Origin of the sequence: Anaerosporobacter sp. (assembly GCF_031551385.1) — a bacterium.
GTDB lineage: Bacteria > Bacillota > Clostridia > Lachnospirales > Lachnospiraceae > Anaerosporobacter.
In genome coordinates, this window is sequence record NZ_JAVBNS010000192.1 from 1 (window position 1) to 11,753 (window position 11,753).

At 34.7% G+C, this 11,753-nt stretch carries 13 protein-coding genes; 9 read left to right on the top strand and 4 right to left on the bottom strand.

What is annotated here, in order from left to right:
• Positions 1–1,826 (bottom strand): transglycosylase domain-containing protein (locus RMR19_RS15105; RefSeq protein ID WP_310604329.1); only part of this gene is annotated, 1,826 nt, incomplete at its 3' end.
• Between the two features lie 207 nt (positions 1,827–2,033).
• Here RMR19_RS15105 and RMR19_RS15110 point away from each other — a divergent pair.
• Positions 2,034–2,705 (top strand): YigZ family protein, encoded by a 672-nt coding sequence (locus tag RMR19_RS15110; RefSeq protein ID WP_310604330.1) that lies wholly within the window; start codon positions 2,034–2,036, stop codon positions 2,703–2,705.
• A 70-nt stretch (positions 2,706–2,775) separates the two neighbouring features.
• Here RMR19_RS15110 and RMR19_RS15115 read toward each other — a convergent pair whose 3' ends face one another.
• Positions 2,776–2,952 (bottom strand): DUF4250 domain-containing protein, encoded by a 177-nt coding sequence (locus RMR19_RS15115; RefSeq protein WP_310604331.1) that lies wholly within the window; start codon positions 2,950–2,952, stop codon positions 2,776–2,778.
• Between the two features lie 168 nt (positions 2,953–3,120).
• On the opposite strand from RMR19_RS15115, the gene RMR19_RS15120 reads away from it, so the two are divergent.
• The 7 genes from RMR19_RS15120 (at position 3,121) to RMR19_RS15150 (ending at position 8,890) form a co-directional block, all read left to right on the top strand.
• A complete protein-coding gene (locus RMR19_RS15120) occupies positions 3,121–3,987 on the top strand; it encodes an ABC transporter ATP-binding protein (protein ID WP_310604332.1) in 867 nt (288 codons plus the stop codon).
• On the top strand, positions 3,980–4,684 hold the full coding sequence (locus RMR19_RS15125) for a hypothetical protein (protein ID WP_310604333.1): 705 nt from the start codon (positions 3,980–3,982) through the stop codon (positions 4,682–4,684). Before RMR19_RS15120 ends, RMR19_RS15125 begins: the two co-directional genes overlap by 8 nt.
• A 14-nt stretch (positions 4,685–4,698) precedes the next feature.
• Positions 4,699–5,076, top strand: coding sequence for a GntR family transcriptional regulator (locus RMR19_RS15130; protein WP_310604334.1), 378 nt, complete (start codon positions 4,699–4,701; stop codon positions 5,074–5,076).
• A 15-nt stretch (positions 5,077–5,091) separates the two neighbouring features.
• On the top strand, positions 5,092–5,976 hold the full coding sequence (locus tag RMR19_RS15135; RefSeq protein WP_310604335.1) for an ABC transporter ATP-binding protein: 885 nt from the start codon (positions 5,092–5,094) through the stop codon (positions 5,974–5,976).
• Between the two features lie 38 nt (positions 5,977–6,014).
• Positions 6,015–6,632 (top strand): hypothetical protein, encoded by a 618-nt coding sequence (locus tag RMR19_RS15140; protein WP_310604336.1) that lies wholly within the window; start codon positions 6,015–6,017, stop codon positions 6,630–6,632.
• 150 nt (positions 6,633–6,782) lie between these two features.
• Positions 6,783–7,553 (top strand): tRNA threonylcarbamoyladenosine dehydratase, encoded by a 771-nt coding sequence (locus tag RMR19_RS15145; protein ID WP_310604337.1) that lies wholly within the window; start codon positions 6,783–6,785, stop codon positions 7,551–7,553.
• 5 nt (positions 7,554–7,558) lie between these two features.
• The gene (locus RMR19_RS15150) at positions 7,559–8,890 is read left to right on the top strand and encodes a replication-associated recombination protein A (protein WP_310604338.1); all 1,332 of its coding nucleotides are present in this window, start codon (positions 7,559–7,561) and stop codon (positions 8,888–8,890) included.
• An 82-nt stretch (positions 8,891–8,972) separates the two neighbouring features.
• On the opposite strand, the gene RMR19_RS15155 is transcribed toward RMR19_RS15150, so the two are convergent.
• Both RMR19_RS15155 and RMR19_RS15160 read right to left on the bottom strand, forming a co-directional pair.
• Entirely contained in the window at positions 8,973–9,194 is a 222-nt protein-coding gene (locus tag RMR19_RS15155) for a hypothetical protein (RefSeq protein ID WP_310604339.1), read from the bottom strand.
• A gap of 397 nt (positions 9,195–9,591) precedes the next feature.
• A complete protein-coding gene (locus RMR19_RS15160; RefSeq protein WP_310604340.1) occupies positions 9,592–10,416 on the bottom strand; it encodes a helix-turn-helix domain-containing protein in 825 nt (274 codons plus the stop codon).
• A 179-nt stretch (positions 10,417–10,595) separates the two neighbouring features.
• Between RMR19_RS15160 and RMR19_RS15165 the strand changes: the two genes are divergently transcribed.
• Positions 10,596–11,753, top strand: a 1,158-nt coding sequence (locus RMR19_RS15165; protein ID WP_310604341.1) for an MATE family efflux transporter, incomplete at its 3' end; no start/stop codon positions are given.

Consider the following 11,753-nt stretch of genomic DNA (forward strand, 5'->3'; position numbering starts at 1 on the left):
CTTGCGAAGGCTGCTGTTATTTCTAAGTTTTTAACACCATAGGTTAAACCGCCAAGAGCCATTGGCAAATTAATATCGGAATGCACTTTTCCATCGTCTGTCGTAACGCTATCAACAATAGTAGAGAACGATAACTTCATAAGGTAGGAATATCCTAACTGAGGGGTAATGGCATCTAGTGTCTTAACGGTTACGATATTATTAGAGTCCCAAATACCTTGACGCAAAGTAGTAAGACCATTGTACACACCACGTCTCCAGTTGTTTACAGGAGTGTTTGTACCAGGATATTCGTAAGGTGCATCATCTTGAACGGTTGCTAATGTCATACCAGCATTATCAAGAGCAGGTAAATAAGTGGATAGTACTTTAAATGTAGAGCCGGGCTGTCTTAATGTACGAGTGGCACGGTTTAAAGTAAGACTACCTTCTTTTGTACCACGTCCACCAACAAGTGCTAGAATTTTACCGTTATGTTGATCCATTAGGACAAAGGATACTTGTGGTTGAAGTGTAAATGTTTTTTTCTCGCCAAGTATTTCATCACCCTCTTCTAATACAGAAGCTTTGAATTCTTCTGTATAGACATCGGCATCTTCTTTGTTCTTAAAGAATAAGTTGAAAGACTTCTTCTTAGGTGTAAAGTAATTTTTAAGATGTCCTTCCGAATAATTGATAGTAGAACCATCTTCTTTCTGAATGGATAATGCATAGGTTAATTCATACACATGGTACGCTTCTGGATAATTTGAATCGTCGTTAATGACAGTATCGCATATATCTTGAAGGGAAGTATCTTGTGTCGATTGAATCCTAAGACCACCACGATAAATAGCATTAATAGCTTGTGTTTCTGTATAACCTAGTTTATTCTGTAAATCATCTTGAACTTGAAGAATTAACTCATCTACAAAATAAGAATTTGTGCTAGAAGTAGTAGTAATTTGCTCTTCGTTAACTAATTGAATTCTTTCATAAACATCATCTTTTAATGCTTTGTCATAATCTTCTTGCGAAATGTATTCTAGTTCTAACATTTTATTAAGGACAAGAACTCGTCTAGCGGCATTATCTTCTGGATGAGTGATTGGGTTTAAATATACAGGGCTCTGTGTGATACCAGCAATTACAGTAGCTTCCGATAAAGTAAGTTTGCTAGCATCTTTGTTAAAATAACGTAGCGATGCGGCTTGTATTCCGAGCGTTCCCTGACCAAGGTTAATTGTGTTTAGATAGTATTCAAGAATTTGCTCCTTGTCTAGCTTGTCTTCTAATTTAATTGCAAGATATTGTTCTTGCACTTTTCTTTGGAGTTTCACAAAGAATTCCTCTTCATGACCACCATCAAATACTTGGTTTTTTAGAAGCTGTTGTGTTAATGTACTAGCACCTTCTGAAAAACCACCTGATTTCAGGCCAACGAAGAATGCACGAAAGATACCTTTTACATCAATACCGTTATGCACCCAGAATCGTTCATCTTCAATGGCGATAAAGGCATTCTGTACAATCTCAGGAATTTTATCTAAAGAAACATAGATACGGTTTGCTTGAGAACCGACTAATTTTTTTATTTCATTTCCTTCGCTATCATATATAATTGTGGAAAAACCTGTAGGTGCAACATCAATTGAATCAATATTTGGAGCACTATCTAACATACCTTTCAATGCACCAAGACCAGTGAATGTACCTATTATTGATATAGCAACTATGCAGACAATACAAGTGCGCAGAAGGGAGATAAGCGTCTTTCTTGAAAGCTTCTGCGAAGTTGAGCGTATTTGGCGTTGCTTATTTGCTGTACCACGTTTACTAAAGTCCATAATAAGCCTCCTTTTCGCTACTATTATATCAAAAAAGTGTATTAAAATAAAGCAAAATTAAATTATGCGGTTGGGATTTGGATAATTGAGAGGACACAGTAATAAGACTTTCTTGCAATATTAGTGGTCTTACGTTATGATAGGTATCATGAAGAGTGGCTATTTGGCTAAGTAGTAATGTTACAGAATGTGAGGTATTGAACGGATATGGTAGAAAGTTATAAAGCAGTTTATACAGCGGGGATAGGGGAAATTGTTGAGAAAAAGTCACGGTTTATTGCTTCCGTTCAACCAATTAGTTCCGAAGACGAAGCAATTGCATATATCGAACAAACACGTAAAAAAAACTGGGATGCATCTCATAATTGTTATGCCTATGTTGTAGGAAAAAGAAATGAAGTGCAAAGATGTAGTGATGACGGAGAACCAAGTGGAACAGCAGGAAAACCAATGCTAGATGTTTTGTTAGGACAAGGAATTCATAATACATTAGTGATAGTTACAAGATATTTTGGTGGAACATTATTAGGAACGGGAGGCTTAGTTCGAGCCTATGTGAATGCGACCGTAGAAGGGCTCGCACAGAGTGTTATAGTGGAAAAAATAGCTGGCAAGAAGGGACGTATCGTTACGGACTATAATGGAATAGGTAAGTTACAGTATATAGTTTGTCAGATGCAGATAACTGTCTTAGACACCATTTATACGGATATTGTTACAATGGAATTATTAGTAAGTATAGATAAGTTACATCAATTACAGGAAGAAGTAATAGAAGCAACGAATGGGAAATCGCAGTTAGAGATATTTGATAGTACATATTTCGCACAGGTCAAAGATGAAGTTGTATTATTTGATGAAGAAGTTGAAGAAAAATAAAGATGCTTAGGAAAATTAGATTCGATAATTTTCCTAAGCATCTTTATTTTATTGGCGTGTGAATGTTCTTTTAAACAAATTGATTACATGCTTTATCGTAGTTGTAATCAATCGTTTCGAGCTTAGAACATAGAGAGTGTTCATCTATATTAAGAGAAAGACATAAGTCTTCTAATGTAGAGTAGAAATCTCTTAACTGTGTGTTGATATAACTAAGTAACATTACTGGGTCGTTTGGTATGTTCATATAGAGTTCCTTTCGTATAGAATGTTAATTCAATAATTATTTTAAATTTTAACATAAAAAATAGGTATTGACAAACTGTATATATGTGCATATACTGTGTATATAGATATATACAGAATATATACATATATACAGTTCGTGTAGGATGGGTGAAAGGAGTTTTTGACAATGGAATATATATTAGAAGTTGAAAATGTTTATAAAAAACTAGATAAATTCTCGTTAGAGAATATAGATTTTAAATTAGAGCCTGGTTATATCATGGGGTTAATTGGTCAAAATGGTTCAGGAAAGACTACTTTGATTAATACGATTTTAGGATTATATCAAAAAACAACAGGGGATGTCAGAGTTTGTGGACACAATCTTTGCATGGATGAGAGCAGAGCGAAAGGCGAGATTGGTTTTGTTCTTGATGAAAATCCATTTCTTGAGGATATCTCTTCCCTTGATAATGCGAGAATTTATGCTCCGTATTACAAAAACTTTGATATGGATATGTTTTTAAAGTATTGCAGTAGATTTGATGTCGATCCAAAAAGAAAGTTGAAAAAATTATCAAAGGGAACAATTATTAAATTTCAATTAGCATTTGCTTTATCGCATGAAGCAAGATTATTGATAATGGATGAACCAGCAAGTGGATTAGACCCCGTATTTCGTCGCGAACTTACAGAAATCATGTATGATGCTATCTTGAATGGAGAAAAAAGCATTCTGTTTTCGACACATTTAACAGAAGAGATTGATATGGTAGCAGATTATGTTACGTTAATACATGAAGGAAAGCAGATGTTATCGACTTCAAAAGAAGAGCTGTTTGAGTCGTATCGTATTATTAAAGGAAGTGAAGAAAAGATTCAGATGTTACAATCTTCTGTAATTGGTAAAAAAGTAACACCGTATTCGGTAGAAGCAATGGTTCGTAATGAAGAAAGCATTTTGAATAGAGGATGTCAGATAGAGATTCCTACGATTGCGGATTTTATGTATTACTTTACAGCAGATAAGAAAGAGGTGCTTACATATGTCTAACAAAGAATTACGGAAAGCACTTTTGATTCGTTACAAGGTATTCTTAAAAAGGCGTTGGTACTATGTGCTACTATGTATGTTTTATGTTGCACTCGGAATTCTATCTGAATTTGAATACATAGAGGATAAAGAGGTGTCCTATATGATATTTTTGGCAGTATTTGCAATGTTAGGACTAATCGCAATGTTTGTACTGGAAATCACTCGTCATGAAAAATGTATCTATATGATACCTTTGTCTTATGAGGAAAGAAAACGGTATTATTTTATCGGTGTACTGATTAATTTTACAATGGTATTCTCTTTGTGTATTACATTTGTAGTTATTTCAGCTATTATTAATGCAGAATATGGACAATATGTATTAAATCTATTTGCGTTATTTGGATTGCCATATACGTTGGTAGTATCGTTTCAGAAAATAAATATGTTCAAAGGGAAAAAGAAAAAGGATAACCCTAAGATGGTATATGTGAGTGGTGTTATTGGTGGGGTAGTCGGTGTAATGATAGTTGCATTAATAGCTCAATTTGAAGAGTTAATTAAAAATCCGAAGTATTTGTGTATAGGAATTATAGTAGTAAATGTTGGAGCACTTGGTAGAGTAATCTGGGCAATCATTGATATTATAAAACATGATACAGACTATGAGAATGTTAAGATAAATCAAATAAAAGCAATGAAAAAATTGATGTAGGAGAGGTGAAATGAGTGAATATTATTATATCGAATAGTAGTAATCTTGCGATCTATGAGCAAATTATTAATCAGATAAAATCAGCAATTATTAATAAAGAAATCGTGCCAGGAGATGCAATGCCATCTATTCGTGGACTGGCGAAAGATTTGCAAATTAGTGTTATTACAACAAAACGAGCGTATGAGGAACTTGAAAAAGAGGGATTACTATATTCTGTTACGGGAAAAGGGTTTTATGTGTGTGAGCAGAATACAGATATATTGAAGGAGAAGAAGATAAGCATGATAGAGAGACATTTACAAGATTTATTGAATGAATGCAAGGCAGCAGGTTTATCATTAGAAGATATTCAAGATATGATAGAAGTATTATATCAAGAGATGGAGTAGATGGGAGGGCTTGATTTGCAAGCGAATGAGATTGTACGAGTTGAGAATCTTGGTAAAAAATACAGAAAGTTTCATTTGAAGGATATTAATTTTTCGCTAGACAAGGGATTTATAATGGGGATTATAGGTAAGAATGGTGCGGGGAAAACAACTTTGATGAATGTGCTATTAGGAATACGCACAAAGAGTCAAGGTGAGATATACATAGAGGGTAAAAAATATGAAAAGAAAGACTTGCAAGTTCGTCAAGAGATTGGTTATATAGCAGAAGATAATCGCTTCTTATTAGGAAAATCATTACTGGATAATGCAATTATATTTGGAAGGTTCTATCAAAAGTTTGATATAGAATATTTTGAGCAATTGCTATGTAAGTATAAGTTAGATGGGAACAAAACACCAGAACAGTTATCAAAAGGAATGAAGACAAAATTCCAGTTGGCATTTACTCTTGCGACACATCCCAAACTACTTTTGCTTGATGAGCCAACGGGTGGGCTTGATCCATTATTTCGACAAGAGTTCCTTACAATATTACAGGGATTAGTTGAGGAAGAGAACATGGGAGTAATTATATCGACTCATATTACAACAGACCTTGATAAAATTGCAGATTATATAATGGTACTTGATAATGGAAAGATACTTTCACTAACTACGAAAGAAGAACTATTAGATGAGTACCGTTTGGTGAAAGGTTCGCGTGAGATTCTTCGAAGCATACCGAGAGATTTATTCGTTAGTGTGAAGAGTACAAAAAATGGTTTTGAGGGACTTGCTCACCATACGGAACGAATTGTTGGGCAGAAGGAATGGCTACAGAAGATAGTTATTGATAATGCCAATTTGAGCGATATATTATATTACTTGACGAAAGAAAAATCTACAGTAGAAGAGTAGAAATAGAGCACGAAGTAGATGGAGAGGGGAGTAAGAGAGTGTTAGGAAAACAGATAAGATTTGATTTATCTATATTTAGACATAATCCAATAAGATTTCTTGTATTTGTACTGCAAATCACTTGGTTTGGATTGGTTGTGGCTAGCGCTAAGATAAGCCAAGATATCATTGGAGAAGTAACAGAGATTGTTATGTGTGTAACTATGACTTGTTTCATAGTGGCGATAAGTACTGTGTTTGAAAAGCAAAGTTTTGATTTTGCTGAAGATAAGCTGATGTTTTATCCAACTAGGCGAAGTTTTGCTATAGGAAGTAAAGCTGTTCTTGTTGCAATATTTGTAGCGATACAAATACTATGGAATCATCTTGCGGTATATATTGGAATGCAGATAGGAAATGGATTGGAGATTCAGATGCTATATAAGTTCAATGTAGTGACAATCGTGGCTGGGATTTGGAGTTTTGTTACGCTTTGGGGTGTGCGCTCTATGCGTTTGCTCGTAGTGGTGTCATTTTTTATAATACCATTTCTTTTCGGTGCGATGGATACGCTTAATGTTTTTGAATGGAGAATGTCTAATATTATAATTATGGTTACGGTAGTAGTTGTTGAATCGATTATTAATGTTGTGAGTTTTGTTAAGACCGCGGTATAACGAAAAAGTAATGATGGGTTCGCGATCCGATTTGAATTTAATTAAAATTATGATATACTACTAGTAGTGTATCTGAAGAGGTCGATGGTGCATGCTGTCGACCTAATTTGATGTGTTGTAAAATATTGATTTTGAAATGTGGAGGCTACAATGTCAGAACGATTAATTCGTACAGAGATGTTAATTGGAGAAGAAGGAATTGCGAAGTTAGAGAATGCAAAGGTTGCTATCTATGGAGTTGGTGGTGTTGGAACATACGTAGCGGAGGGGCTTGTTCGAGCGGGAATAGGACATTTTTTGTTAGTTGATGATGATACAATATGTGAGAGTAATATAAATAGACAATTACATGCAACAATTGATACGATTGGTAAATCAAAGATAGAGACAATGAAAGAACGAATGAGAACCATTAATCCTGAAGTGGAAATTGATACGATGCAAACATTTGTCTTGTATGACAATATAGATGAGGTGGTTTCGCAAGATATTACGTATATGGTTGATGCGCTTGATACAGTTACAGCTAAGATAGCACTTACCTTAAAGAGTAAGGAGTTAAACATACCATTAATAAGTGCAATGGGAACTGGTAATAAATTCGAACCAACAATGTTGAAAGTAAGTGACTTATTCAAAACAAATGTATGCCCTCTATGTAAAGTTATGAGAAAAGAGTTAAAAGCAAGAGGCGTGAATAAGTTAAAGGTAGTTTATTCGGAAGAACAACCTACAAAACCATTGTTTCAAACTGGTGAAAATGTAAATGAAGACGTGTTAGATTCGGCTGGTAATATAGAGAAAACAGACGTAAAAGATATGCATAGAAAGAGAGCGACACCAGGTAGTATGTCGTTTGTTCCTTCTGTAGCAGGAATGATTATAGCGAGTGAAGTTGTGAAAGATATATTAGGAAGGTAAAAAATATGGATTTATTTGAATATATGAGAGAGACACAATTAGAGAAGGAATCTCCGTTAGCTTCAAGACTACGTCCTACTAAATTAGAAGAAGTGGTTGGACAAGCACATATTATTGGGAAAGACAAGTTACTGTATCGTGCAATACAGGCAGATAAATTGAGTTCTATTATTTTCTATGGGCCTCCCGGTACAGGAAAAACTACGTTAGCAATGGTGATTGCGAATACGACAAGTTCATACTTTAGGCAGATTAATGCAACAAGTTCTGGTAAGAAAGATATGGAAGAGGTAGTAACGGGAGCAAAACAAAATCTTGGTATGTATGGGAAGAAGACAATTCTTTTTGTAGACGAGATTCATCGCTTTAATAAGGGGCAACAAGATTATCTTTTGCCATTTGTTGAAGATGGAACAATTATTCTTATTGGAGCAACGACAGAAAACCCTTACTTTGAAGTTAATTCAGCATTGCTATCACGTTCGATTATCTTTGAATTGAAACCGCTTGAGAATGAAGATGTACGTAATTTATTAATACGTGCTGTTTCGGATGAGGAAAAGGGCTTAGGTGCTTATAATGCGATGATAGAGGAAGATGCACTTGAGTTTCTATCCGATATGGCAAATGGTGATGCAAGAAGTGCTTTGAATGCAGTTGAACTTGGTGTGCTAACATCAGAGCGAAGTGAAGATGGGAAGATACATATTACCCTTGATGTAGCGATGGAATGTATTCAAAAGAGAGCGTTACGTTATGATAAATCTGGAGATAACCATTATGATACAATATCAGCATTTATTAAAAGTATGCGTGGCTCTGATCCAGATGCAGCAATTTATTATCTAGCTAGAATGTTACACGCAGGTGAAAGTATTACGTTTATTGCAAGAAGAATTATGATTTGTGCATCAGAAGATGTATCAAACGCAGACCCGAACGCTTTGGTAGTAGCGACACAAGCAGCACAAGCGGTAGAACGATTAGGTATGCCAGAAGCAAGGATTGTACTTGCGCAAGCGGCGGCTTATGTAGCATGTGCACCTAAGAGTAATTCGGCAATTATGGCAATTGATGCTGCAATGCAGATTGTAAACCAAGAAAAGATTGCAACAATACCACCATATCTTAAAGATGCGCATTATGGAGGTGCTGCGAAGCTTGGTCATGGAATCGGCTACAAATATGCACACAACTATAAGAATCATTATGTTAAGCAACAGTATCTGCCAGATGAATTAGTAGGGCGAACATTCTATGAGTTATCCGATGAAGGATACGAAAAAGAACTGAAGGCACATAGAAAAAGAATTATGGAAGAAGCAGAGAACGAATAGAAAGTAGCTGTGCATTTGCTGAATAATCAGTTTGTGCACAGCTACTTTCGTTTTGAAAATTAAATTAGAATATGATAGTGTTCTAATTCGAGTTATCATCGTCGGTGTCTTTTCTTCGGAATACGCGACATAGCATTGTGTAAGCATATAGTAGTAACGGAATAATAATCGTGCAAAAGATGCTCACTTTGAATAGTGAAGCAGACGTCTTAGTAGCAAAAAGTGCAGCTATTAGTGATACTACATATAAGCCAACAAGTAGGACAATACCTATAATTGCTAGTATACGTTTTGATTTATGCATAATGGATTCCTTTCTTATTTGATTTTTATGTATCTACGAAACAAGAGTACTTAATTTCTATTATAAAAGAAGACGGGAATGTTTTCAATAAAAAAAGTTTAATATGTATGTATAAAAACTATAATTTGGTAGCATAATATAATTAATCTAATAATAAAGCGATGGAAGTGAGTTTTAGAAACTTATTATCATTGAAAGAAATTAGATTACAATACAGTGACGATGATGTTAACTGTTTGCAAAAGATAATAGTTGGACTCCCCCTCCAATTATTATACGGTTGTTTACATGATGATATCAGATTCTTGACAAGTCACAAAAGAAAAATTAAATACTTATCCTCCCCTTTTTAAAACCGCCAAAGGTAACTAGATTGCTTTTGGCGGTTTTTGCTTGTTTAGTATGCACTTTGCTTCTTACGATATTCCCTAGGTGAAAGTTTCGTTACTTTGCGAAATAAATCACCAAAATAATTGCTGTCAGTAAAACCGCAACGTGCAGCAATTGTAGTTATGCTATCTTTTGTTTCGAGCAATTGATGTGCTGCCTCTTTTACACGAATGTGTATCAAATATTCTTTGAATCCGAAGCCGGTGGAATCCTTGAATTTCTTTGAGAAGTAAGTAGGAGAGAGATTCACATAATCAGCAACTTCTTTCAATGTTAAATCATGGGCATAGTTACTACAGATATATTGTGCAGCTTTTACGATATCAGCATCATTGGCGGTGTTATCATTCGTATATTCATTTGAAGAAGTAGTTCGTAATAAAAAGATTAGTAATTCTTCAAAATAATTCTGTAATAGTTTGTTGGAATAAATGGTAGGAGAGTTATATTCATCTAACATTTTTTCTAGTAGATTGCTAATAAATAATTGATCAGTTTCGGCAATAGAGCGTTTATGCGTTGCTAGGCATTGGTTTAGAATATCTCTGCCAAATGTATCAACAACATGATTAAGCCAAATGTCGTTAAAATACATAACGATTCGTTCGTGGGAAGCGTCAGCAATAAAAGAAGTTCTATGCAGTTCCCCTTTCGATATCAAAACAAAATCATTCGGGTGAAGTGTATAGAAACTATGATTAATAAAGAATTTGCGTGTTCCGGTAAGAAGAAAATATATCTCGTATTCTGAGTGAAAATGATTCGAGGGCATTTGAAAATATGGTTCACGAGTGACTTTGTCGATATAAAAATTCGGGATTTTATTTGCCATTACAATATCTCCAATCGAATAGGTGTATTAACTGTTTGTTTACATGATATCATAAAAAAACTGTAGTTTAAAGAGAAAGTACCTAGAAAATCTGTAGAATGTACGTATATATTAAGGTAATATATATCTATATTACATGGGCAGTGTAAAATATATGGTAATATTGAAAGAGGTACATTATGAAGAATGAAAATACGAACCTATTAAGCAAGGATAGACAAAATAGGGATTACATATTGAATGCGAATATGTGGAGCGTGATATTTCGTATTTGTTTTCCTTTGGCATTGTATCAGTCACTAGCACAGATATTCAAGATACTTGATTCTCAGATGGCAGCACATATTAGCTCGAAAGCAGTTTCGGCAGTAGCATACCTATCGCAGATAAACATGGCAATTAATGCAATTGGTGGAGGATTAGCTGTTGGAGCAAGTCTCAAGATAAGTGAAACATATGGAGCTGGTGATTATAAGAAGGTAAAGCGTCAAGTAAGTACGCTGTATATGATATGTGGGACATTAGGAGCAATTATCTTGCTTGTATTTGTTCCTTTTGCAGAACAGTTTCTAAAACTGATGAAGACACCAGAGGAATTAATAGCAATTGGAAAACCATATTTTATTATTGAAATATTTTCGTTAGTTATTATGTTCTTTAACAACGTATATATTGCAATTGAACGGGCAAGAGGAAATTCAAAACGTATATTGAATGTGAATATAGTAATTATTATAGTAAAGCTATCGTTGACAGCATGGTTTGTATATGGTTTGCAAGGCGATGTCACAACAATAGCAATTGCAACGCTCTTGTCGCAACTTGTTATGTTTGCAATAGCAATCAAAAACATGGGAGGAAAGGAAGGTGTCTTTGGATTTTCGCTTAAAGCAATCACAATGAACCGAGAAATTGCCTTTCCAATGATTCATCTTTCATTTCCGGTTATTATCGAGAAATTCTCGTTTGCAATTGGTAAGGTAATTGTGAATTCAATGAGTACAGGATATGGAGCATTAACAGTAGGTGCATTGGGAATATCCAATAACATTGGAGGAATGACAACAAATCCGCAGAATGGCTTTCAAGAAGGTGGAGCAGCAATTATAAGTCAGAATCTTGGAGCGAAGAAATTTGATCGAGCTTTCGATGCATTTAAGAAAATTCTAATATGCAATCTTGTTATAGGGACGTTAGGTTATGTGTTGACAATGACAAATCTGCATATAATAAGTGGAGCATTTGCAAAGAATGATATGGTGTTTCAAGGCATGATAGAGCAAATCTATCGTTACGAAGCGATGGGGTTAGTTGCATTAGGAATTCATGCTTCTATA

Bases quoted from the DNA above. Each gene is read 5' to 3' on its own strand.
- RMR19_RS15155 (WP_310604339.1), bottom strand. From the start codon at position 9,194: ATGCATAAATCAAAACGTATACTAGCAATTATAGGTATTGTCCTACTT.
- RMR19_RS15145 (WP_310604337.1), top strand. From the start codon at position 6,783: ATGTCAGAACGATTAATTCGTACAGAGATGTTAATTGGAGAAGAAGGA.
- RMR19_RS15115 (WP_310604331.1), bottom strand. From the start codon at position 2,952: ATGAACATACCAAACGACCCAGTAATGTTACTTAGTTATATCAACACA.
- RMR19_RS15160 (WP_310604340.1), bottom strand. From the start codon at position 10,416: ATGGCAAATAAAATCCCGAATTTTTATATCGACAAAGTCACTCGTGAA.
- RMR19_RS15125 (WP_310604333.1), top strand. From the start codon at position 3,980: ATGTCTAACAAAGAATTACGGAAAGCACTTTTGATTCGTTACAAGGTA.
- RMR19_RS15150 (WP_310604338.1), top strand. From the start codon at position 7,559: ATGGATTTATTTGAATATATGAGAGAGACACAATTAGAGAAGGAATCT.
- RMR19_RS15110 (WP_310604330.1), top strand. From the start codon at position 2,034: ATGGTAGAAAGTTATAAAGCAGTTTATACAGCGGGGATAGGGGAAATT.
- RMR19_RS15120 (WP_310604332.1), top strand. From the start codon at position 3,121: ATGGAATATATATTAGAAGTTGAAAATGTTTATAAAAAACTAGATAAA.